This is a genomic window from Devosia neptuniae (genome assembly GCF_025452235.1).
Classification (GTDB): domain Bacteria; phylum Pseudomonadota; class Alphaproteobacteria; order Rhizobiales; family Devosiaceae; genus Devosia.
Window position 1 is genome coordinate 2,728,354 of record NZ_CP104965.1, and the last position, 21,766, is coordinate 2,750,119.

The following is a 21,766-nucleotide window of genomic DNA, read 5'->3' on the forward strand; positions in this document are numbered from 1 at the left end:
TTTTGTTTTTGGGCAAGGTTTAAGTGTTGGGATTGGCAATCCGGTAGAGCACATGCGGGCGCAGGGGATGGCCCGCGGCAATGCGGGGGTGTTCGAAATCGGCGCTCGGGTCGCGGACGAGGCCGAGTTTTTGCATCACGCGCTGGCTGGGCAGGTTCACCTGGGCGGTGAAGGCTGCGACCTCGGGGGCGCGCAGCTGCGTGAAGGCGTGTTCGAGCACGGCGCGGGCGGCTTCGGGGGCGTAGCCCTGGCCCCAATAATCCTTGCCGAGCACCCAGCCGATTTCGAGCTTTGGGTCGGTGGGAATGGGAAAATTGATGTCGGCTGTGCCGGTCAGGCCGAGCATGGCGCCATCCGACTTGCGCTCCACCGCCAGGAAGTGGGCGGTGCCATTGGCGAGCCCGGCGATCATTTTATCGATCCAGGCATCGGCCTCCGCGCGGCTGCGGGTGGCGGGGTAGAACCGCATGACGTGGGGATCGCCAACGATCGCGGCGAAGGCCTCGCGGTCAGTGTCGCGCCATTCGCGCAGCAGCAGTCGCGGGGTCTCCAGTTTCATCGCACGATGTCTTCTTCGCTATAGCCTTGCAGGTAGAGCAGGGCGGTGAGGTCGCCGTGGTCGATGCGGATGCCGGCTTCGGCCGCGACGGCAGGCTTGGCGTGGAGGGCGACGCCGAAGCCGGCGACGCGGATCATGTCGAGATCGTTGGCGCCGTCGCCGACGGCGATGGTGGCGCTGAGCGGCAGGTTGCGCTCGGCGGCGAGGGCGGTGAGGCGCTCGCGCTTGGTTGATTTGTCGACGATGGGCTTTTGCACCGTGCCGGTCAGCGCGTCGCCGTCGAAGAGCAGGACGTTGGCGATGGCCTCGTCGAAGCCGATGCGCTTGGCGAAATAGTCGGCGAAGAAGGTGAAGCCGCCCGAGACGAGCGAGGTATAGGCGCCATAGGCCTTCATGGTCTGGATCAGGGCGCGGCCGCCGGGAGCCAGCGTGATCTGTTCGCGGCGCACTTCCTCGATGACCTTGCGTTCCAGGCCCTTGAGCAGGGCGACGCGGGTATCCAGTGCCTGAGCGAAATCGAGTTCGCCGCGCATGGCGCGGTCGGTGATCTCGGCGACCTGCTGCTTGATGCCGAGGGCCGCGGCGAGTTCGTCAATGCATTCCTGCTCGATCATTGTGGAATCCATGTCGGCGACGAGGATCGGCTTGCGGCGGCCTTCGGTCTCCACGAGAGCAGCATCGACCTTGCGGTTGCCGATGACTTCGCGGGCAAGGGCCAGCGCATCGGTTGACTTCGGCTCGATGATCTCGCAGGCAATGGCGTGATTGAGCCAATTGAGCTCGCCGCCGATCTGTTTGACGACGGCGGCAGCCAAAGCCGGATCGAGTTCGGAATCGGCGGGATTGGCGATGAGGCAAAGGACCGGCATGGTAGGCAACACTTTCTGGGGGGCAGCGTGACGGGCCGCAGGCGCGCCGTTCTGATAGCGGGTCCGACTGCCAGCGGCAAGTCGGCGCTGGCGCTCGCCATGGCGGAGCAAGAGGGCGGCGTCATCGTCAATACCGATGCCATGCAGGTCTACGACACGGTGCGGGTGGTTACGGCGCGGCCGAGCGAGGCGGAGGAGGCGCGGGCGGATCATCGGCTTTATGGGACGGTGCCCGCTTCTTCGCGTTTTTCCACCGGGCAATGGCTGAGCGCGGCAAAGGCGGTGATTGAGGCGAGTGAGGGGCCGCTGTTTTTCGTTGGCGGAACAGGGCTTTACTTCGATGCCCTGCAAAACGGATTCGCGGATGTACCGGAGATTTCGGCTGATATCACGCTTGAAGTTCAACAAGAGATTCAAGACCTGGATGGCGCACAGCGACTGGCACTCTTGCAACGCGAAGACCCGCTCACTGCTGCGCGCCTCAAGGTCGCTGACCCGCAGCGATTGATCCGGGCTTTGGCGGTCAAGCGCGCGACGGGGCGGACATTGTCGAGCTTTCAGGATGAGCCGCAGGCTGGGTTGCTTGGTGATTTCGCCGTGGAGCGCATGGTGCTCGATCCGGATCGGGATGTGTTGCGCGGGCGGATTGCCACGCGTTTTGCCGCTATGTTTGAGAGCGGCGCGGTGGCCGAGGTCGAGGCGCTGCGGGCGCAGCAGCTCGATCCCAGCCTGCCGGTGATGAAGGCGATTGGGGTGCCGGAAATCAGTGCGTGGCTGGATGGAACGATGGGGGAAGGCGAAGCGATCCGGTTGGCGACGATTGCGACCCAGCAATATGCCAAGCGGCAGCGGACCTGGTTTCGTAACCGAATGGGGGATTGGCCGCGGCGGGTGGTTTGAGATTTTGGATTTAGGTTCGAGACGGACAACGTCGGTCTGCCCTCCCTCCCCCTTGAGGGGAGGGCCGGGGTGGGGGTGGTTGCCGCTTCAGCGCTAAAGCTCGTCGACCCCCTCCCTCGATCCCTCCCCTCAAGGGGGAGGGAGGCGAACGAGCCAATCGCACGGGTTACAGTTTAGCCCATCCACCCGAGTCGAGCCCGAGGGAGAGCGGTGGGGAGGGGAGACGCGGATGACTCTGGGGTTGCTCAATCAAACCACAATGTCGTTCCGGCGGAGGCCGGAATTCATGTCTGCATCTTCCCACGGTGTGCGTGGATGATCTTCAGCATGGATCCCGGCCTGCGCCGGGATGACACCGCGTTGTTGAAGGGTTCAGAGTGAGCAATTTATGACGCGCGGGACACCAGGCCGATGCGTTCGCGGAGGGCGAAGCGGATTACCAGGACCAGGGCGACGAAGGCCAAGCCTGCGGCGAGGCCGGTCCAGATGCCGATGCCGCGCCAGTTGAGGGTGAAGCCCAGGATGTAGGCGACAGGCAGGCCGAGGGCCCAATAGCCGATAAAGGCCAGCACCATAGGGATTTTGGTGTCGCTGAGGCCGCGCAGCGCGTGGGCGGCCACGACCTGAGCCCCATCGACCAGTTGGAACACGCCAGCGACCATGAGGAAGCTGGCGGCCAGCGCCAGCGCATTGGCATTTTCGGCATGGCTGGGATCGAGGAACAGGCGGACGATGAAGGGCGCCAGCGTGAGAAACACGATGCAGGACAGCGCCATGAAGCCGGTGCCCAGGGCGAATGCCGTCCAGCCGGCGCGGTGGATGCCCTTTGGATCGTTGCGGCCATAGGCGAGGCCCACGCGCACGGTGGCGGCGGTGCCCAGGCCCAAGGGGACCATGAAGGCCATGCTGGCGCATTGTAGCGCAATGGCGTGGGCGGCCACTTCGTCGGTGCCCAATTGACCCATCAGTAGGGCGGCGGCGGTGAACAGGCCAACCTCGGAGAGCAGGGTCAGGCCAATGGGGGTGCCGATGCGGAAAATCTCAGCGAACCGCGACCAGTCCGGTTTCCAGAACCGAACCAGCAGGTGAAAACGCCGGAAGCGGCGGTGCCGCAGGACATAGGCGGCGAGTGCGGCGAACATCAGCAGATTGGTCAACAGCGTCGCCAGGGCCGCGCCGCGAAGTTCGAGCCGCGGAAAACCGAAATTGCCGAAGATCAGCGCATAATTGAGCAAGGCGTTGCAGACCACGCCACCGACCGTGACCAGCAGGATGATGCGGGTGCTGGCAAAGGCCGAGAGCAGCGAGCGGAAGGCGATAAGTCCCAGGGCGGGAAACAGCATCCACACGGCGACATGGATATATTGTTCGGCCATGATGGATAGGCCCGCATTCTGGCCCAGCAGGGCAAAGATGGGCCGGATCTGCCATAGAATCGGTATCAGGCAGACCGCCAGCACAATGGCGGCCCAGCAGCCTTGCCGCACGATGCGGCGCACTGCCTTGATGTCGCGCGCGCCACGCGCCTGGGCGACGAGGGGCGCGACGGCGCCGACAATGCCGGTGCTGCCGACCAGGAATGGCATGAGGAAGGTGGTCGCCAGCGTGCCGGCGGCGAGATAGCGCGGCCCGAGCCAGCCCAGCATGATGACGTCCGTCATGGTCAGTGCGGTCGCGGCCAATTGCGCGATAACCAGCGGCCAGGCCAGCGTGAACGTGGCCCTCAGTTCATCCCGCCAGCCCGAATCGGCCGGAGCGGCATTGGCGGCCGCGCCGGGCGCCGCCGTGATGTGCTCGTTCATTTGATGTCGTCCCAATCGCCAGCCAGCATTAGACGAAGCCTGCCTGGCGCGATAGAGCATGGCGGCAAAAGGAACCATTGCCATGCAGCCAATCAACAATCTGCCCCGCCGTCTGCTGCTGCTCGCGGCCGGTGTTGCCGGGGCCGTGGGCGTCGTCTCGGCGGCCGCCGCGTCGCATGCCGGGGAGAGCCGGAACCTGTCGGCGATTGCCACCATCTGCCTGGCGCATGGCCCAGCTTTGCTGGCTTTGTGCGGCGCGGGGCCGGATAGAAGCCCGCTTCGCATCGCCGGCTATTTGCTCGCGGCGGGCACGCTGATTTTCAGTGCAGACCTGGGGATTCGCGAATGGCTGGGCCATGGCGCATTCCCCGGAGCGGCGCCATTGGGCGGCGCCGGCATGATCTTTGGATGGGTTCTGGTGGCAATTGGTGCACTCTTTTCGCGGCAATGACTGTGCTTGCTGCAAAAAAGCTGGAATCATGCTGGAACCATTCCGCCGTCCGGCGCATTTGGTCGTCGATAATATCTTTGGAGGGTTTCCATGCATAAGTTTCTGATCATCGCCGCCGCCGCTTTGTCGCTGGCAGCGTGCACCCCAACCCAGCAGGGTGCTGCGGTGGGTGCGGGCGCAGGCGCCATTGTCGGCGCTGCCACCACCGGTAGCGTTCTGGGTACTGTCGTTGGTGCCGGTGTCGGCGGCGTGGTCGGCGCTGCTGCGGGCAACATGATTGGCCGTGTCGAAGGCAGCGGCAACCGCTGCGTCTACGAACGCCCCAATGGCACGCGCTACGTTGATAGCTGCCCGCGCGGCTAAATAGAGGTTGCAGCATCGCCCCATGCTGCGACGCGCCCCCAGGCGCCAAAAAGCACCCGGTCCGGAGTCCCTCCTGGGCCGGGTGTTTCATCGATCGAGCGAAGTGCCTTGAATTTGCATCCGATAGCGACAATATTTGGTCTCTGACGTTACACTTGTCTTGCGCTATCTGACGACCGGCATGCCGGAAACTTGGCTACCTCCTGATCTGTGAATCGTTCGGCAGGGCCTGTCTCAAAGAGGCCCATGTTCAACTCCTGGCCGCGCGAGCGGCGAGCACTCATTAAGAGGATGCACCCCATGGCTACCATTACCGGTACCGTCAAATTCTTCAACACCACCAAGGGCTTCGGCTTCATTTCGCCTGAAAATGGCGAAAAGGATGCGTTTGTCCATATCTCCGCCGTCCAGCGTTCGGGCCTGCAGGGCCTGTATGAAGGCGACAAGGTGACCTACGAACTCGAAACCGGCCGCGACGGCAAGGTTTCGGCGACGAACCTGACCCTGCTGAGCTAAGCGGCGGTTTGCGTTGACGAAAGGGCCCCTTGCGGGCCCTTTTTTGTTGGCTGGCGACGCCGATGCGATTGCCCTAGAACCAAGCCATGCTGCGTGAATTTTTCAATCTGTGGAATCCGAGGGTCGATTCGGCGCCCGGGCTTCGCCAATCCGGCGCGGTGCCCTATGTGGTGCGCGACGGGCGGGTGGTGTTCCTGCTGGTTACCTCGCGCCGCACCGGGCGCTGGATTTTTCCCAAGGGCTCGATCAGCCAGGGCATGACGCCGTGGGACAGCGCGGCCAAGGAAGCCTTCGAGGAGGCCGGGGTGACTGGCGTGGTGGGCACCGAGCCGCTGGGCAGCTATCGCCTGAGCGACAAGGGGCAATTGGTCGATGTCGATCTCTATCCGCTGCTGGTGGAAGACCAGCTCGACAGCTGGGACGAGATGGAGCAACGCCGGCGGCACTGGGTGTTGCTCGGTGAAGCCAAGCGGCTGCTCAGGGATCGCGCACTGACGCGAGTTGCCGACCGGCTGTATCACAGGCTGATGACAGAGCTCACCAACCAATAGAGCAGCGCGCCCATGGCGGTGGCGGCGGGCAGGGTGATGACCCAGGCCGCGGCGATGCGCGCGACCTTGAGGCGGCGCACCAGATAACGCCGATCATGGCGCCGTTCGCGGGCGATGGCTTCTTCCGGGGTGGCGTTGAGCGAAGCCGGATCGAGGAAGCGCGCATTGCCGGCGGCGGCGCCCTGCATGTTCCGCATGGCCAGATATTCGCGCAGGAAACCCACGCCAAACACCGCGCCCACCGCGACGTGGGTGGAGGAGACGGGCAGGCCGAAGGCCGAGGCCAGCAGGACCGTGCCGGCGGCCGACAGGGCCACGCAGAAGGCGCGGATTTCGTTGAGCTTGGTGATCTGCTCGCCAATGGTGTGGATGACGCGGGGGCCGAAGAGCGCCAGGCCACAGGCTATGCCGAAGGCGCCGATGGCCAGGGTCCAGAGCGGCGCGATGCCGCCGGCGATGGGGCTCGGCGCTGCCCCGATGGCGGAGAGGATGGCGACGAAGGGGCCGACGGCATTGGCGACGTCGTTGGAGCCATGGGCGAAAGAGAGCAGGGCGGCAGCGACAATCAGCGGCGGGCGGAACAGGCGGCCGACCTGCTTCTTGCGGTTTTCCATGGTCAGTGAATTCATGCGGACCCAGGGCATGGCGATGATCCAGCCGAGGGCGGCGGTGGCCAGGCTAATGGCGGCGATGGTGTAGACATCGGGGCGCCAGCCCTGTGGATGCAGCTTGGTGCTGAGATAGCCGGTGAAGAGGCCCGCCATGGCGGCGACCAGCAGCGGCACCCAGAGGCGGGCGGCGCCGACCTTGTCGATGCGCCGCGTGATCAGCTTGCGGATAAGGGCGTGGATGGCGGCGGCCAGGATGCCGCCGAGAATGGGGGAGAGGGTCCAGGTGACGGCGATGGTGCCGACCACGGGCCAGGCGACGGCGTTTAGCCCGGCCGCTGCGGCGAAGGCGCCGACAATGCCGCCGACAATGGCGTGGGTGGTGGAGACGGGCGCGCCGAAGAGGGTCGATATATTGATCCACAGGGCGGCGGCCAGTAGCGCGGAGATCATGGCCAGCATCATAGTGCGGTCGGCAAAGCCATGGTCCCAGACCAGCAGGTCGCGGGAGACCGTGGTGATGACTTCATTGCCGGCAAAGAGGGCGCCACAAATCTCGAAGACGGCCGCCAAGGCGAGGGCGCTGCCCATGGTGATGGCCTTGGCGCCCACGGCCGGGCCGACATTGTTGGCGACGTCATTGGCGCCGACATTGAGCGCCATATAGGCGGTTGCGGCCGCGCCGATCACCGCCAGGTAGCGCAGTGGACCATCGGGAATGAACCAGGTGGCCCAGAGCACTGCGGCCCCCACGAAGAGAGCGGCGATGACGATGAGCAGGGCCCGGTTCACGCCAAGGCTCGCGGCGCTGCAGCGCGACGGGGCAGGGAGGTTGGGCTGGCCGAAATCATCTGCGGTGCATTGTCCAGAATGGGGTCTCCACCTTGGACAATTGTTTGCAGCATTTGTCGACCGAAATGGGAAGGCTAGTTGGCCAGCTGGCGGGCCAGCTCGGTGCCCAACTCGCCCATCAGCCATTCGGTGCCCTGCTTGCGCTGGTCGACAGTGTCGAGGCCGTCGAAGAAGCAGCCGTGTTCGGTGACGGTGAGGCGGGTGCCGGTGCCATCGGCGAAGAGTTCGACAGCGGCGACCGAGACCGAGATGCGCTGTCCGCCCAGGCTCATCTGGTAGGTATAGACGATGCGGTTGTTTTCCACGATGTCCTGATAGGTCACGTCATAGCTGTAGCTGCCGCCATTGGGGCCATCGCCCTCGGCATATTCGCGGCCGCCCTCGCGGAATTCGAAGACCTTGGTGTCATTGCCGGCGGCGAACCAGCGCTTCTTGATTTCGGGATCGGCCCAGGCTCGGAAGACGCGGGCGGGATCGGCGGGGTATTTGCGCTCGATGACAAAGGTGCCGTGGGCGATGGAGCGTTCGGTCATTTGTGGTTCCTCTCCGTTGACTGTTAAGTTGAACCTTAAGTGATGGTAATCGAGGCTGTCAACGATTAAGTTATGAGTTAAGTGTTGTGCCATTCGCCACTGCGCTATTGACACCTGCGCCGGCTTGCACCTATCAATGCCCCGGTAATTTAAGGAGAGGTCCCGTGCGGGCACTCATTCTCGTAGTAGGCAGGCGCATCGGCAACGTGGGATAAAATCCCGCGCGATAGCTGGTGCGCCGAAAACAGGTCCCGAACGGGGCCTTTTTTATTGCCCGGTTTTTGCCGCTACGAGATCGGGCCAAGCAGTGGACTTTAGGAAGGACTTTACGATGGCCGAACAGATGACCGGCGCAGAAATGGTGATACAGGCGCTGACCGATCAGGGGGTCGAGCACATTTTCGGCTATCCCGGCGGCGCGGCCCTGCCGATCTATGACGCCATGTTCCAGCAGGACAAGGTTCAGCACATTCTGGTGCGCCACGAGCAGGGCGCGACCCATATGGCGGAAGGCTATGCCCGCTCCACCGGCAAGCCCGGCGTGGTGCTGGTGACTTCGGGCCCCGGCGCGACCAATGCGGTGACCGGCCTGACCGATGCGCTGATGGATTCCATCCCGCTGATCTGCATCACCGCCCAGGTCCCCACCACGCTGATCGGCAGCGACGCCTTTCAGGAATGCGACACGGTTGGCATTACCCGCTCCTGCACCAAATACAATTATCTGGTGAAGCGCGTGGAAGACCTGCCGCGCATCATGCATGAGGCTTTCCTCATCGCCACGACCGGCCGCCCCGGCCCGGTGGTGATCGACATTCCCAAGGATGTGCAGTTTGCGCTGGGCGACTATTACATGCCCGACCTCGATACATTGCGGCACCAGAGCTATCGCCCGCAGATGGATGGCGACACCGCTGCCATCGAGGCGGCTGTCGATCTGATGCTCAAGGCCGAACGCCCGATCTTCTATACCGGTGGCGGCGTGATCAATGCCGGCCCGGAAGCGTCCAAGCATCTGCGCGAACTGGCCGAACTGACCGGCTTTCCCGTGACCTCGACCCTGATGGGGCTGGGTGCATTCCCCGCATCCAATCCGCAATGGATGGGCATGCTGGGCATGCACGGCACTTACGAAGCCAACCTCGCCATGCATGACTGCGACGTCATGATCAATATCGGCGCGCGGTTCGACGACCGGATCACCGGCCGTATCGATGCCTTCTCGCCCAATAGCCGCAAGATCCATGTCGATATCGATCCCAGCTCGATCAACAAAGTGGTGCGCGTCGACATCCCGATCATCGGCGATTGCGAGCGCGTGCTGGGCGAAATGGTCCGCATCTGGCGCTCCAAGACCAATCAGCCGCGCACCGAGGCCATCGCGCCATGGTGGAAGCAGATCGAGAAGTGGCGCGCGGTGGATTCGCTCGGCTACAAGAACTCCGACACGGTGATCAAGCCGCAATACGCCATCGAGCGGCTGTATGAGGCGACCAGGAAGCAGGGCAAGGAGGTGTTCATCACCACCGAAGTGGGCCAACATCAGATGTGGGCCGCCCAGCACTTCCATTTCGATAAGCCCAATCACTGGATGACCTCCGGCGGGCTCGGTACGATGGGCTATGGCCTGCCGGCCGCGGTCGGCGTGCAGGTGGCCCATCCCGATGCGCTGGTGATCGATATTGCCGGCGAAGCCTCGGTGCAGATGACGATGCAGGAGATGTCGACGGCGGTGCAGTATCGCCTGCCGATCAAGATTTTCATTCTCAACAATGAGCGCATGGGCATGGTTCGCCAGTGGCAGGACCTGCTGCATGGATCGCGTTACGCGCATTCCTATTCGGAATCGCTGCCCGATTTCGTCAAGCTGGCCGAGGCCTATGGCGGCAAGGGCATTCGTTGCGACAACCCGGCAGAGCTCGACGCGGCGATTGCCGAAATGCTCGATTATGACGGTCCGGTGCTGTTCGACGTGCTGGTCGAGAAGGATGAGAACTGCCTGCCGATGATCCCATCGGGCAAGCCGCATAACGAGATCATTTTGCCTGATACCGCCAATATCGGGGACATCATCGACGAGAAGGGACGGCAGTTGGTGTGATTGCACACGGAGCCCGGTGACCATTCACCGGGTCATTCCCCGCGAAAGCGGGAAGCTCCGTTTTCTCTGCCACTAAACAGAGGTTCCCGCTTTCGCGGGAATGACACTGTGAGGGTGGCAGGGGCGGTGCAACGATCCAAAGCCTTGAGGAACCAAAAAATGAACGCACATTTGCAGCCTACCGGCTCGGCTTATTTCCTGACCAAGGAAACTCAGGAGATCGAGCGGCATACTCTGTCGGTTCTGGTCGATAACGAGCCGGGGATTCTCGCGCGCGTGGTCGGCCTGTTCTCGGCGCGCGGCTATAATATCGAAAGCCTGACCGTCAGCGAGACGGAACACGGGCGGCGACTTAGTCGCATCACCGTTGTGGTCATTGCTACGCCCAAGACGCTGACCCAGATCAAGCTGCAGCTCGAGCGCCTTGTGCCAGTACACAAGGTGCATGACCTGACGGCCGAGGGCGCTTCGCTGGAGCGTGAGCTGGCGCTGATCAAGGTGGCGGGTTCGGGCGATCATCGCGCCGAAACGCTGCGCCTGGCTGACGCCTTCCGGGCGCAGATCGTGGATGCCAGTGTCGAGAGCTTCGTGTTCGAAGTCACTGGCAAGCCGGCCAAGATCGACAGCTTCATCGCCCTGATGCAGCCGCTTGGTCTGGTGGAAGTGGTGCGGACCGGGCTGGCGGCCATTTCGCGCGGTCCGCAGGGGATGTAGGCCGCCGCTTATTGATCGCTGTTATCACAAGGTTCGATTGGGCGGCGCGCCCAGTCTGGTATATGGCAGGGATAGCATTTTTCGAGTCCCTGCCATGACCCTGCTTTCCGTCAATCTCAATGCCGTCGCCCAGCTTCGCAACCGGCGTGATCTGCCGTGGCCGAGCGTGGTGGGCATGGCCCAGGTGGTGCTCGATGCGGGTGCCAGCGGCGTTACCGTGCATCCGCGGCCGGACGAGCGGCATATCCGGCGCAGTGATGTGTTCGATCTTTCGGCGTTATTGCGGGATGAATATCCGCAGGCTGAGTTCAACATCGAGGGCTATCCGAGCGAGGATTTCATCGCGCTGATCGAGCTGGTCAACCCGCAGCAGGTGACGCTGGTGCCAGACGATCCGGCACAGGCGACGTCGGACCATGGCTGGGACTTCCACGCCAACAACAATTTCCTGACCTCGGTGGTGCAAAAGCTCAAGCAGCCGGGCCGGCGGATTTCGCTGTTCTGTGATCCGGATGCGGGGACCAAGGGGATCAGCGCGGCCAAGGCGACGGGTGCGGATCGGGTCGAGCTTTATACCGGGCCTTATGGCGGGTGCTATGATGATCCGGCGCGGGCTGAGGCGGAGCTGGCCGCGCTGGCCGATACGGCTGCGGCGGCGCATGCGGCGGGGCTGGGGCTCAATGCCGGGCATGATCTGACGCTGGAGAATTTGCCAGCGTTCCAGGCCGCAGTGAAGGGCGTGGATGAAGCCTCGATCGGGCATGGGCTGACGGCTGATGCGCTGCTGATGGGGTTCCCGGAGGCGGTGCGACGGTATCGGGAAGTGTTGGAGGGGTAGGGGCGTAAGCTACAACTGCCCTAACCACAGTGTCATTCCCGCGGAAGCGGGAACCTCTGTTTGCCGCATATGGAAGAAACGGAGGTTCCCGCTTTCGCGGGAATGACACCGTGGGTGGGTGACGAGCTTAGTGGGTCGACAAGGCAGGCGTGGTGGAGTGAAGAGCGCCACGACCTCGTGGTTCGACAGGCTCACCGTGAGGTCTATTGAGGGCGTTACGGGCTCTGCTGAGGGAGCTAGCGTTTCCCAAACGCTCTTAGAAACGTCGCCACCCCCGCTTTCGCGGCCTTTTGGACCGCGGCTTCGGTGGGGCGGGTGCACATGCCCTGATCCTTGGGGAGGTCCGCGTTGATCAGTGCCATGAAATGGCGCGCGACCAGGCTGGGATCGTCGATCTCGAGATAGCCGTCACGGCCGAGCTTGGCGAAAACTGCGGCGATGACCGGCCAGTCCTTGCCGGGACCATATTCCTTCCAGGCGCTGAACAGGTGAGGCCAGCGATGGGCTTCGCGCTCCATCAATGAGGCGAGGGCGCGGCCATCGATGTCGCACATGCAGCGGCCCAGGAGGCCCGCGGCGAAATCGGTCAGGGCCTGTTCGAGATTGTCGGGCTTGTCGGGAAAGCTGTGCAGCACCTGCATAAGCGAGGCGCTGGAGCGGGCGGTGACGTCCTCGACCACGGCGATGAAGAGCTGATCCTTGTCGCCGATCTGGTTGTAGACGGTCTGTCGGGAGACGCCGGCTTCGATGGCGATGGCATCAATGCCGGCAGCGCTGACGCCGTCGCGGACAAAAGCGCGCTTGGCCGCATCCAGAATCGCCTGCCGCTTGGCGACGGCGCGGGGAAAGGCTCTTTCGGTGGGCAGCAGCTCGATCTGACTCATGGCTTCACCATACACGAAATGCCTAATTTTACAACATTGTCAAAAATATTTGACGCCGGTGCTTGACTGATTTTACACTTGTGTCCAATATCGGGTCATCGGCTGCCGTGCCTCCCCACCGCGCCGAACAGCTTTTCCCAATGTGCGGCTCGTGGCTTCGGCGGCGGCCGAGAGGTATTCGAAAATGAACCCAACAATCCTGCGCGCGGCGCTGGTGCTCGGCTTGCTGTCGGCCATCGGTCCCTTCGCCATCGATATGTATCTGCCGGCTTTGCCGGCTATCGGCGCCAGCCTTGGTGCCGACACTGCCGGCGTACAGGCCAGCCTCATGGCTTTCATGGCCGCCATTGCGGTCTGCCAGTTGTTCTACGGCCCGGTCAGCGACATGGTCGGGCGCAAGCCGCCGCTGTATTTCGGCCTGGCGCTGTTCACCGCCGGCGGCATTGCCTGCGCGCTTGCCCCCTCAATCGAATGGCTGGTCGTGGCCCGTTTCGTGCAGGGCATTGGCGCCTGTGCCGCCATGGCATTGCCGCGCGCCATCGTGCGGGATGGCTATACCGGTGCGGATGCTGCGCAATTGCAGAGCCTGCTGATGCTGGTCTTTTCGGTGTCGCCGATCCTGGCGCCGTTGGGCGGTAGCCTTATCGTGCAGTTCGGCGACTGGCGCGTGATCTTTTATGCCGTGGCCGGCATTGGCCTGCTCGGCATCCTGCTGGTGGCGTTTTTCCTCAAGGAAACCCGTCCGGCTTCGGCGCGGCTGGAAAGCAGCGTCGGCAGCGCCATCAAGGGTTATGGCGTGCTGCTGCGCGACCGTAATTTCCTGGGCCTGTCGATGATCGGCGCCTTCGGGATGGCCAGCTTCATGGCGTACCTCGCCAATTCGTCCTTCATCCTGATCGACCATTATGGGCTGAACCCGACGCAATACAGCATCATGTTCTCGATCAATGCGGTGTCGTTCATCGGCGTCTCTCAGCTGACGGGCGTGCTGACCCGCCGCTATGGCCTCAATGCCGTGGTGCGCACGGCGGTCAATGGCTTTATCCTGGTGATGGTGGCGCTGGCGGCGGTCTTCGCGCTGGGTGTCGACCGGCTCGATGTGCTCGCCGCGCTGCTGTTCGTCGGCTACGGGTTCCTGGGCCTCGTGATCCCGACCACGGCGGTGCTGGCGCTCGAAGAGCATGGCGCCATTGCGGGTACGGCTTCGGCCCTGATGGGCACGCTGCAATTGGTGACGGCTGCGGTGGTGATGGGCATCGTCGGCAGCTTCTTTGATGGAACTGCGCGGCCCATGGTGCTGGGCATCGCGGCTTGCGCTATCATCGCTTTTGCGCTGACGCGCCTGACCATCAAGCGGTCGCGCGCGCCGCTGGCGGCAGCAGCCGAATAAGCTTGGGGTGCCGGCACTGCCGGCGCCCTCATCGCTGCCTAGTCCTGCACCACTGTCATAGCAGGTCGAACAGTGCGTCAGGGATGAGCTGACGGCGCGGCTTGATTAGGGCAGATTTGGTGTCCTAACCACAAAAAACCCAGCTCCCACCAATGCTTACATAAATGTGCCTAAGGACAATTGGTGTCCCCGCACCACCAAATAGTGCCTCCTTGCCAGCTTTCGTTAAAGGCACATATATCGCCTCAGTTACGATTTGTTACCAAGGAGGGCTCCAATGTCCAAACTCAAGATTGCCGTCATTATCTCGTCCACCCGCCCGACCCGCTTTGGTGAACTGCCTGCCAAGTGGATTGCCGACAAGGTCAACGAGCGCCCCGAATTGCAGGCTGAAATCGTCGACCTGCGCGACTTCGACCTGCCGTTCTTTGACGAAATGGCTTCCAATGCCTGGATGCCTTCGGCCAATCCGGAAGCCATCCGCTGGCAGAACAAGATCAGCGAATTCGATGGCTATATCTTCGTCACCGCTGAATATAACCGCTCGATCACCGGCGCCCTGAAGAACGCTCTCGACCAGGCCTATGTGAACTGGAACAAGAAGCCGTTCGGCGCTGTGGGCTATGGTTCGGTCGGTGGCGCTCGCGCTGTCGAGCACCTGCGCAATATCGGCGTTGAGCTGCAGATGGTTCCGACCCGTTCGGCCGTGCATATCGGTGGCGCCGACTTTGCCGCCGTGCATCCCGGTTTCGGTGGCACCAAGACCATTGCCGATCTCGAAGCCTCGATCGGCAACTCCGCCAATGACATGCTGAACCAGCTGACCTGGTGGGCCAAGGCAACCAAGGCCGCGCGTGACGAAGACGCTGCTGTCGCCCAGGCCGCCGAATAAGCCTTACGAAGACCTCCAAACCTTCGTTTACCAGCAGGGGCCGTTCCAGAAGGGACGGCCCCTGTTGCATTGAAACCAATGTGGCGACATGGTGTTGTGTGTGACTGGCGGCGGGTGTATAGCGGCGCCCGCCCTGATCAAGAGAGCACAAGGTTCATGACGCAGACGAACGCTGCCGGCGACACCGCCGGAGTCGATGCGAGCGGCGCCGTACATTCCCATCCTGACAAGCACCTGCCCGTCCTCGTTCTGGGGGCGCTCGGCGTGGTTTATGGGGATATCGGCACGAGCCCGATCTATGCTTTCCGCGAGGCCATGCATATCCGCCCCGGCGCCGCCTCGAGCGCCACCGAAATCCTGGGCCTGCTGTCGCTGATCGTCTGGGCGCTGACGCTGACCGTGGCGGTCAAATACATCTTCTTCGTCACCCGCGCCGACAATAACGGGGAAGGCGGCACGCTGTCGCTGATCGCCCTGGCGCGCAAGACCTTCACCAATCCACCGGCCTGGATTACGGGACTCGGGGTCGTGGGGGCGGCGCTGTTTTTCGGCGACGCCATTATTACGCCCGCCATGTCGGTGCTGTCAGCCGTCGAAGGCCTGGAAGTGGTGGCGCCTGACCTGACGCGTTTTGTGGTGCCGATCACCATCGTCATCATCATCGGCATCTTTATGGTCCAGCGCTTCGGCACGGCCAAGGTATCGATCGTTTTTGGGCCGGTCACCGCGATCTGGTTCCTGACGCTGGGCATATCCGGGCTGGTCCATATCGTGGATTATCCGGTGGTGCTGTGGGCGATCAATCCGTTCCTGGGGCTCGAATTCCTCGCCACCCATATCGGCATTTCGTTTGTGGTCATCGGCGCGATTTTCCTCGCCGTCACGGGTGCTGAGGCGCTTTATGTCGACCTCGGCCATTTCGGCCGCAAGCCGATCGTCATCGCCTGGTTTGGCATGGTGTTTCCGTGCCTGTTGCTGAACTATTTCGGGCAGGGGGCCTTCGTGCTCCGTGTCGGCGTCGAAAATGTCGAGAGCCCGTTCTTTGAAATGCAGCCCGAATGGGCGCTGGTGCCCTTTGTGGCGCTGGCCACGGCGGCGACCATCATTGCCAGCCAGGCGGTGATTTCGGGCATGTTCAGCCTGGCCCAGCAGGCTATCGCGCTCAACATGTTGCCGCGCATGGTGGTGGAGCACACGTCCGAAACCCAGAGCGGGCAGATCTACATGCCGCAGATCAATGCCATGCTGATGGTGGGCGTGCTGCTGCTGGTGGTGGCGTTCCGCAGTTCGGCAGCCTTGTCGCATGCCTATGGCATTGCCGTGTCGGGCGTGATGATCGTGACGCTGATGCTGCTGGTGGTGGTGATGTGGCGCAACTGGAAGTGGCACCCGCTGGCGGTGATCGGCTTTGGCGTGTTCTTTGCCATGCTCGATGGCGCGTTCTTCGTCGCCAATGCGTCCAAGCTGTTCCAGGGCGGCTGGGTGCCGGCGGTGGTTGCCGCACTGGTCGCCGTCGTGATGTGGAGCTGGATGGCCGGTCGGCGCCGCCTGTCGGAAAAGACCCGACGCGACGAAGTGCCGTTGCAGTTTTTGGTCGACAATCTCTCCAAGAAGAAGCCCAATACCGTGCCGGGTACGGCGGTGTTTCTGACCAGCGATATCGAAGGCGCGCCGACGGCGCTGCTGCACAGTCTCAAGCACTACAAGGTGCTGCATGAGCAGAATGTCATCCTCACCGTGCGCACCTCGGCCTCGCCGCGCGTGCCTGACGACGAGAAAGTGACCATCGACGCCTATAATGAGCTGTTCAGCCGTGTCGTCGTCACCTTTGGCTATATGGAAACGCCCAATATTCCCAAGGCACTGGTATTGGCCCGCAAGCTGGGCTGGAAGTTCGATATCATGTCGACCTCCTTCTTCCTGTCCCGCCGCTCGCTGAAGCCCGGGCTGAAGAATGGCCTGATCCGCAATCTGCAGGATCGGTTGTTCACCCGGCTGGCGCGCAATGCCAGCGACGCGACGGAATATTTCCATATCCCCACCGGCCGCGTGGTGGAAATCGGCACCCAGGTCGTGCTGTAGTTGGCATCTCTGGATATCGCCATTTGTGGCGCGGGGCCGGCTGGCCTCGCCACTGCGCTTTATATGCGGCGGTTGGGACATAGGACGGTCATCCTCGAACGCTTCGACGCGCCCAAGCCGCTGGGCTCGGGGCTTATCTTGCAGCCCACGGGCCAGGCCGTATTGCACGATCTCGGATTGCTCGACGCCATAGAGGCGCTCGGCGCACCCATCGAGCGCTTGCATGGTGCCGATGCCCGCACCGGCCGGGTGGTGCTCGACGTGCGCTACAATAGCCTGCCGGGTATTGGGCGCGGGCTTGGTATTCACCGCGCGGCGTTGTTCAGCGTGTTGCATGACGCCGTGCTGGCGGCGGGCATTCCCATCCGCACCGGCCATGCCGTCGCTGCCTTGAGCGATCTATCCGATGGACGCCGCGCGGTTATCCTGGCCGAGGAGCAGCGCACCGAGCCATTCGATCTGGTGATCGACTGTCTGGGTAGTGGCTCTCCTTTGAAGCCCCATTCCGCCGGGCAGGGCAAATCGCGCAGCCTGCCATTTGGCGCCATCTGGGGCACCGTCCCCTGGCATGAGCAAGGGTTTGAGGCGACGGCGCTGACCCAACGCTACCGGGCGGCCAGCGTCATGATCGGCGTCTTGCCCATCGGGCGTTCGAGTCCTGATGGCCCGCCACTGGCGGCTTTCTTCTGGAGCCTCAAGCCAGACGACTACGAAGCGATCCGCCAAAACGGCTTGGCCGCCTGGAAGGCGGAGGTGCTGAGCCACTGGCCGGGCGTGCAAGTCCATCTCGATGCTGTGGACGATTTTGCCGATATGACCCTGGCGCGCTATGCCCACCACACCATGACAGTGCCGGCTGGTGAGGCGCTGGCCTTTGTCGGCGACAGCGCCCATTCGGCCAGCCCGCAATTGGGGCAGGGCGCCAATATGGCGCTGCTCGACGCCCGCGCGCTGCACCTGGCGCTGCGCGAGCATCCCGATGATCTGGGCAAGGCGCTGGCCCATTACGCCAAGCTGCGGCGCGGCCATGTCAGGCTGTATCAGGCGCTCAGCGCCATGTTCACGCCGTTCTATCAATCGGACAGCCGCGTGCTGCCGGTGATCCGCGATCTATTCGTGTCGGTGCTGGCGAAAATCCCGCCGGCCCCGCAATTGCTGGCAGCAATTGTCGCGGGGGCGCTGCTCTCGCCGATCAAGAAACTGGATCTGAAGGCACCGCCGCGCGGCTAGCTACTTCACCACGTCCGGGCACACATAGGGCACACTGGCCAGCGCGAAATGCTGTTCCTGCACGTCGCTGCCCAGCTTGAGGCTGAGTACCAGTTCGGTGGCGGTGACGCTGGAAATATCGGCATTGATGGTCATGCCATCCTCGTCCCAGCTGATGGCGGTGTCGGACACCTGCTGCCATTTGGAGAGGCGATAGGTTTCCCAGCAGCTGTCGGAGACCAGCGTACCGTCCTCAAGGAAAATCTGCATCGGGCCCGGGCGCGAGGGATCGTCATCGGTGCGGACCCAGACCTTGTTGAGCAGCGGGTTGGCGGTTTCCCCGGCATCGTCGGTGGCGTCTTCGACGTCCTGGGCATCCTGGCCTGCGGCGGGCAAACTTGCCGCGCCAACGCCCCAAACGCTCAGCAAAGCAATGATCGCAGCTTTGGTATCCATCCGGCACTTCTCCCGTGTCTCACCATGCATCTGGTGATTATCCCCGCGCCCGCCAAGGGAGCGGGGAAAAAACGGCGAATTTAGGTTGGCTGCGTTGCTATTCGGCAATAGCGCTCATCACGCGCTGCCATTCCTTCACGCGCTTGGTCTGATTGGGCCATAGATCATAATCGGTGATGCCGAGCGCCTGCTGGGCATGCTGGGGCCAGTTGGGATCGTCGAGCGCGCCGCGCGCCAGGGCGATGAAATCGGTGTGGCCCTTGGCGATCAATGCGTCATCGGCCTTGGGGTCGCCGCCGAGCAGGCCCACGGCCATGACGGGAATGTCGGCGCCGTCGCGCACGGCCTTGGCCAGCGGCACCTGATAGGCGGGGCCGGTCTTGATCGAGGCGCCATCAAAGCCGCCGCTCGAGCAATCGACGGCGTCGACGCCCAGCGCCTTGAGTTCGCGGGCGAGCACGACGCTATCCTCGGTCTGCCAGCCATCGGGGTGATGATCGCTGACCGACAGGCGCACCAGCAGGGGCTTGTCCATGGGCCAGACGGCGCGCACGGCCTCGGCCACTTCGAGCACCAGCCGCATGCGGTTTTCCCGGCTGCCGCCATAGCGATCGGTGCGCCTATTGGCGAGCGGGGAGAGGAATTGGTTGAGCAGGTAGCCATGTGCGGCGTGGATTTCGACCGTGTCGAAGCCGGCCTGATTGGCGCGCACTGCCGCCGCCGCGAAGGCCTCGATGATGTGGGCGATGCCTGCGTCGTCCAGTTCGGTGGGCTTGGTGAAATTGCGGTTTTCGGCATGGATGAGCGGGCTTGGGCCCACCGGGGTCCAGCTCTCGAAACCGATGGCGTGCTTTTCCGCCTCGGTTTCGTCAAAGCCATTGCGCCACGGCACGGGTGTCGAGGCCTTGCGGCCGGCATGGGCGAGCTGAATGCCCGCCGCCGCACCCTGGCTCTGGATGAATTGCACAATGCGGGCGAGGGCGGGGATGTGTTCGTCCTTCCACAGGCCAAGATCGCCATAGGAGATGCGGCCTTCCGGAACGACGCCGGTCGCTTCCAGAATGACGAGGCCAAAACCGCCAATGGCAAAGCGCCCCAGATGCACCAGGTGCCAATCGGTGGCAAAGCCATCCTTGGCCGAATATTGGCACATGGGGGCGACGACGGTGCGGTTGCGCAGGGTGACGCCGCGCAGGGTGGCAGGCGAGAAAAGCTGAGGCATAGGGGGCTCGTGGCGGTCAAACAGGGCCGGGAGGCGGCCGCCACAAGCATGCACATTCCCATATTCATCGGCAAGTGCCGATGGAACATTCACTGAGGCCGGTCTGCAAATGGCGGTTTGCGAGCCGCGATCCCCGCTTTTTCGCATATGCGAAAAAGCTGACCTCCCTCCCTCTTGAGGGGAGGGATTGAGGGTGGGGGTGTCGGGGCCCAGGCGAGCGCCGAGTTCATTGATGGTCCGACACCCCCACCCTAGCCCTCCCCTCAAGGGGGAGGGGACTGGATCGCGGCTCGCGGCTGAATGTCGAACCTAACGGGCGGTGGCGAAGCTTGATTGCGTGGTCTGTCGGCCGACCAGCCCGGTCATGCGGAGGGCGGCGACGAAGGACAGGGCCGCGACGGCCGCGCCGAGCACGAAGACCGGGATGATCGCGTGGTGGATCTGGTCTGATGTGACCGCGGTGGCAAAGCCGGCAGAATTGGCAGCCACGCCGGCCAGAGCCGCGCCGATGGCGTTGCCGGCCGATTGGGTGGTGGGCAGCAGGGCTGAGGTGCGGTCGCGGTCGGCGTCGCTGGCCGATTCCATCAGCGTGAGGTTGAGATAGCCGTTGGACATGCCGAACCCCGCGCCGATCGCCAATTGTGCGATCAGGACGATCACGATCTGGCTTGTGAGCAAGCCAACCAGCACGCCCAGGAGGCCAAGCGTGATGAGGGCAGGGCCGGTGCGGATCAGCACTTTGCGCGTCGCGCGCTCGCGCACATTGGCCACGGTGATGGCAGATAGACTCCAGGCCACGGCCATGACTGCACCGATGGCGCCGGCCAGGGTGGGACCATAGCCCCAGAGCTGCTGCACCAGCAGCACCAGATAGACGGCGGCCGAAGCCCCGGCGATGGGCATGAGCAGCACGACCCAGAAGCCGCTGCCGATCACCGAATTGGGCCAGAAGGCACCCGTCGGCATCAGGCGGACGCGGCTGCGCCGATCGAGCAGCACCGAGCCGGCGAGCAGCAATGCGGCGCCGACCAGCAATGCCGTCGCTTGCAGCGGCGGGGCGATGCTGGCCAGGGCAACCAGCATGATCCCGCCGCCAATGGTGAGCAGGCGAATGCCGGGAAAGCCGGGGCTTTGGGTGTCCGAATCCCTGGATTTGCCGGGCACGACGAACATGACCATCACGGCAAAGATCAACACCAGCGGCACATTGACCAGGAAGGCGGCGCGCCAAGACACCAGTTCGGTCAATAGCCCGGCGCCGAGCGGTCCGCCAAAGGCGGCCACGGCCCAGACCGAGGCCTGGGTGCCGAACACTTTGGGCACGAGGCGGGAGGGGAAGAGTTCGGGGATCAGCGCGAAACAGATGGCGGCGACGATGCCTTCGCCCAGGCCCTGGAACGAGCGGCCGACCAGTACTTCGGTCATGGTGGAGGCATTGGAGGCGATCAGCGTGCCGACGAGGAACACGGCGCTGGAGGCCAAGAGCGCGGTGCGCGAGCCGAGGCGTTGCTTGATCAGCGCGGCGCCGGCGCCACCCATGATGGCAAAGACCAGATAGAGCGTCAGCGCCCAGGAAATTAGCTCGATGCCGCCCAGATGCAGTACCGCAGTGGGCAGCGCCGTGCCGGCGAGAAAGGCGTTGAAGGCGAAGAGCGCAACGCCCAGGCACAGGATCAGCGTGACCGTGGCATAGCGCGGCGCAAAGATCTCCGCCCAGCTGCCGCTGCTGGAAGTTTCAGACATATAGGCCTCCCTGGAATAAACAAGTTGTGTCTTGTTATATCCAGCAAATTAAAAAAGCAATTGCTTGTTTTATTGAGCGGTGTCGAAACCCGCTTGGACGAGGCTAGCACAGGCGGGTTGGAAAAATGGCGGGCATGTCGATTTGCGGCTGGTTTGTTCGTCGTGTGGTCAAAGCCGGCCATTGTGGCCTGGCTCCCGTGCTCGAATGGAGAACACCATGTTCGCACGCTT

General features: G+C 63.3%; 21 protein-coding genes. 12 read left to right on the forward strand and 9 right to left on the reverse strand.

From position 1 onward, the window contains the following. Positions 1-19: 19 nt before the first annotated feature. Positions 20-559 (reverse strand): GNAT family N-acetyltransferase, encoded by a 540-nt coding sequence (locus N8A98_RS16195; protein ID WP_262166794.1) that lies wholly within the window; start codon positions 557-559, stop codon positions 20-22. Continuing rightward, positions 556-1,428 carry a phosphoserine phosphatase SerB gene (gene serB, locus N8A98_RS16200; RefSeq protein ID WP_262166796.1) on the reverse strand — a complete coding sequence of 291 codons (873 nt, stop codon included), beginning with the start codon at positions 1,426-1,428 and terminating at the stop codon, positions 556-558. Before serB ends, N8A98_RS16195 begins: the two co-directional genes overlap by 4 nt. Before the next feature lie 27 nt (positions 1,429-1,455). Here serB and miaA point away from each other — a divergent pair, with 27 nt between their 5' ends. Continuing rightward, complete coding sequence (gene miaA / locus N8A98_RS16205) at positions 1,456-2,328, forward strand: tRNA (adenosine(37)-N6)-dimethylallyltransferase MiaA (RefSeq protein WP_262172031.1); 873 nt, start codon at positions 1,456-1,458, stop codon at positions 2,326-2,328. A gap of 386 nt (positions 2,329-2,714) precedes the next feature. Here miaA and N8A98_RS16210 read toward each other — a convergent pair whose 3' ends face one another. Further along, the gene (locus N8A98_RS16210; protein WP_262166798.1) at positions 2,715-4,130 is read right to left on the reverse strand and encodes an MATE family efflux transporter; all 1,416 of its coding nucleotides are present in this window, start codon (positions 4,128-4,130) and stop codon (positions 2,715-2,717) included. Between the two features lie 82 nt (positions 4,131-4,212). Between N8A98_RS16210 and N8A98_RS16215 the strand changes: the two genes are divergently transcribed. The 4 genes from N8A98_RS16215 to N8A98_RS16230 all read left to right on the forward strand — a co-directional run bounded on the left by N8A98_RS16215 (position 4,213) and on the right by N8A98_RS16230 (position 6,011). Further along, positions 4,213-4,581 (forward strand): DUF423 domain-containing protein, encoded by a 369-nt coding sequence (locus N8A98_RS16215; RefSeq protein WP_262166799.1) that lies wholly within the window; start codon positions 4,213-4,215, stop codon positions 4,579-4,581. Positions 4,582-4,671: 90 nt separating this feature from the next. After that, positions 4,672-4,944: a YMGG-like glycine zipper-containing protein gene (locus N8A98_RS16220; RefSeq protein ID WP_035101029.1), complete on the forward strand. Its 273-nt coding sequence runs from the start codon at positions 4,672-4,674 to the stop codon at positions 4,942-4,944. A 300-nt stretch (positions 4,945-5,244) separates the two neighbouring features. Beyond that, positions 5,245-5,460, forward strand: a complete 216-nt coding sequence (locus N8A98_RS16225) for a cold-shock protein (protein ID WP_035101027.1) — start codon at positions 5,245-5,247, stop codon at positions 5,458-5,460. An 86-nt stretch (positions 5,461-5,546) separates the two neighbouring features. Beyond that, positions 5,547-6,011 (forward strand): NUDIX hydrolase, encoded by a 465-nt coding sequence (locus N8A98_RS16230; RefSeq protein WP_262166803.1) that lies wholly within the window; start codon positions 5,547-5,549, stop codon positions 6,009-6,011. On the opposite strand, the gene N8A98_RS16235 is transcribed toward N8A98_RS16230, so the two are convergent. Both N8A98_RS16235 and N8A98_RS16240 read right to left on the reverse strand, forming a co-directional pair. Beyond that, on the reverse strand, positions 5,978-7,411 hold the full coding sequence (locus N8A98_RS16235) for an inorganic phosphate transporter (protein ID WP_262166805.1): 1,434 nt from the start codon (positions 7,409-7,411) through the stop codon (positions 5,978-5,980). The two genes, N8A98_RS16230 and N8A98_RS16235, sit on opposite strands and share 34 nt — an antisense overlap. A gap of 134 nt (positions 7,412-7,545) precedes the next feature. Beyond that, positions 7,546-8,004: an SRPBCC family protein gene (locus N8A98_RS16240; RefSeq protein WP_262166806.1), complete on the reverse strand. Its 459-nt coding sequence runs from the start codon at positions 8,002-8,004 to the stop codon at positions 7,546-7,548. Positions 8,005-8,335: 331 nt separating this feature from the next. On the opposite strand from N8A98_RS16240, the gene N8A98_RS16245 reads away from it, so the two are divergent. The 3 genes from N8A98_RS16245 to N8A98_RS16255 all read left to right on the forward strand — a co-directional run bounded on the left by N8A98_RS16245 (position 8,336) and on the right by N8A98_RS16255 (position 11,657). Further along, positions 8,336-10,105, forward strand: a complete 1,770-nt coding sequence (locus tag N8A98_RS16245; RefSeq protein ID WP_262166808.1) for an acetolactate synthase 3 large subunit — start codon at positions 8,336-8,338, stop codon at positions 10,103-10,105. 159 nt (positions 10,106-10,264) lie between these two features. Further along, a complete protein-coding gene (gene ilvN, locus N8A98_RS16250) occupies positions 10,265-10,819 on the forward strand; it encodes an acetolactate synthase small subunit (protein WP_035101021.1) in 555 nt (184 codons plus the stop codon). A 94-nt stretch (positions 10,820-10,913) separates the two neighbouring features. After that, positions 10,914-11,657, forward strand: a complete 744-nt coding sequence (locus N8A98_RS16255) for a pyridoxine 5'-phosphate synthase (RefSeq protein WP_262166811.1) — start codon at positions 10,914-10,916, stop codon at positions 11,655-11,657. 236 nt (positions 11,658-11,893) lie between these two features. Here the strand turns inward: N8A98_RS16255 and N8A98_RS16260 are convergent, their stop codons facing one another. Continuing rightward, entirely contained in the window at positions 11,894-12,541 is a 648-nt protein-coding gene (locus tag N8A98_RS16260) for a TetR/AcrR family transcriptional regulator (protein ID WP_113123849.1), read from the reverse strand. 184 nt (positions 12,542-12,725) lie between these two features. On the opposite strand from N8A98_RS16260, the gene N8A98_RS16265 reads away from it, so the two are divergent. The 4 genes from N8A98_RS16265 (at position 12,726) to N8A98_RS16280 (ending at position 18,135) form a co-directional block, all read left to right on the forward strand. After that, entirely contained in the window at positions 12,726-13,931 is a 1,206-nt protein-coding gene (locus tag N8A98_RS16265; protein WP_262166813.1) for a multidrug effflux MFS transporter, read from the forward strand. A 277-nt stretch (positions 13,932-14,208) separates the two neighbouring features. Beyond that, positions 14,209-14,823: an NADPH-dependent FMN reductase gene (locus N8A98_RS16270; protein ID WP_262166814.1), complete on the forward strand. Its 615-nt coding sequence runs from the start codon at positions 14,209-14,211 to the stop codon at positions 14,821-14,823. A 156-nt stretch (positions 14,824-14,979) separates the two neighbouring features. Continuing rightward, the gene (locus N8A98_RS16275; RefSeq protein WP_262166816.1) at positions 14,980-16,905 is read left to right on the forward strand and encodes a potassium transporter Kup; all 1,926 of its coding nucleotides are present in this window, start codon (positions 14,980-14,982) and stop codon (positions 16,903-16,905) included. Further along, complete coding sequence (locus N8A98_RS16280; RefSeq protein ID WP_262166817.1) at positions 16,906-18,135, forward strand: FAD-dependent oxidoreductase; 1,230 nt, start codon at positions 16,906-16,908, stop codon at positions 18,133-18,135. Here the strand turns inward: N8A98_RS16280 and N8A98_RS16285 are convergent, their stop codons facing one another. The 3 genes from N8A98_RS16285 to N8A98_RS16295 form a co-directional block, all read right to left on the reverse strand. After that, positions 18,136-18,570, reverse strand: coding sequence for a hypothetical protein (locus tag N8A98_RS16285; protein ID WP_262166819.1), 435 nt, complete (start codon positions 18,568-18,570; stop codon positions 18,136-18,138). A gap of 97 nt (positions 18,571-18,667) precedes the next feature. Then, positions 18,668-19,792: an NADH:flavin oxidoreductase/NADH oxidase gene (locus N8A98_RS16290; protein WP_262166821.1), complete on the reverse strand. Its 1,125-nt coding sequence runs from the start codon at positions 19,790-19,792 to the stop codon at positions 18,668-18,670. Positions 19,793-20,101: 309 nt separating this feature from the next. Then, a complete protein-coding gene (locus N8A98_RS16295; protein WP_262166822.1) occupies positions 20,102-21,535 on the reverse strand; it encodes an MFS transporter in 1,434 nt (477 codons plus the stop codon). Between the last annotated feature and the right edge of the window lie 231 nt (positions 21,536-21,766).

Coding starts and splice junctions, on each gene's coding strand:
- ilvN (WP_035101021.1), top strand. CDS start 10,265: ATGAACGCACATTTGCAGCCTACCGGCTCGGCTTATTTCCTGACCAAG.
- N8A98_RS16290 (WP_262166821.1), bottom strand. CDS start 19,792: ATGCCTCAGCTTTTCTCGCCTGCCACCCTGCGCGGCGTCACCCTGCGC.
- N8A98_RS16265 (WP_262166813.1), top strand. CDS start 12,726: ATGAACCCAACAATCCTGCGCGCGGCGCTGGTGCTCGGCTTGCTGTCG.
- N8A98_RS16260 (WP_113123849.1), bottom strand. CDS start 12,541: ATGAGTCAGATCGAGCTGCTGCCCACCGAAAGAGCCTTTCCCCGCGCC.
- N8A98_RS16255 (WP_262166811.1), top strand. CDS start 10,914: ATGACCCTGCTTTCCGTCAATCTCAATGCCGTCGCCCAGCTTCGCAAC.
- N8A98_RS16240 (WP_262166806.1), bottom strand. CDS start 8,004: ATGACCGAACGCTCCATCGCCCACGGCACCTTTGTCATCGAGCGCAAA.
- N8A98_RS16225 (WP_035101027.1), top strand. CDS start 5,245: ATGGCTACCATTACCGGTACCGTCAAATTCTTCAACACCACCAAGGGC.
- N8A98_RS16210 (WP_262166798.1), bottom strand. CDS start 4,130: ATGAACGAGCACATCACGGCGGCGCCCGGCGCGGCCGCCAATGCCGCT.
- N8A98_RS16230 (WP_262166803.1), top strand. CDS start 5,547: ATGCTGCGTGAATTTTTCAATCTGTGGAATCCGAGGGTCGATTCGGCG.
- N8A98_RS16245 (WP_262166808.1), top strand. CDS start 8,336: ATGGCCGAACAGATGACCGGCGCAGAAATGGTGATACAGGCGCTGACC.
- N8A98_RS16275 (WP_262166816.1), top strand. CDS start 14,980: ATGACGCAGACGAACGCTGCCGGCGACACCGCCGGAGTCGATGCGAGC.
- N8A98_RS16195 (WP_262166794.1), bottom strand. CDS start 559: ATGAAACTGGAGACCCCGCGACTGCTGCTGCGCGAATGGCGCGACACT.
- N8A98_RS16285 (WP_262166819.1), bottom strand. CDS start 18,570: ATGGATACCAAAGCTGCGATCATTGCTTTGCTGAGCGTTTGGGGCGTT.
- N8A98_RS16220 (WP_035101029.1), top strand. CDS start 4,672: ATGCATAAGTTTCTGATCATCGCCGCCGCCGCTTTGTCGCTGGCAGCG.
- serB (WP_262166796.1), bottom strand. CDS start 1,428: ATGCCGGTCCTTTGCCTCATCGCCAATCCCGCCGATTCCGAACTCGAT.
- N8A98_RS16295 (WP_262166822.1), bottom strand. CDS start 21,535: ATGTCTGAAACTTCCAGCAGCGGCAGCTGGGCGGAGATCTTTGCGCCG.
- N8A98_RS16270 (WP_262166814.1), top strand. CDS start 14,209: ATGTCCAAACTCAAGATTGCCGTCATTATCTCGTCCACCCGCCCGACC.
- N8A98_RS16215 (WP_262166799.1), top strand. CDS start 4,213: ATGCAGCCAATCAACAATCTGCCCCGCCGTCTGCTGCTGCTCGCGGCC.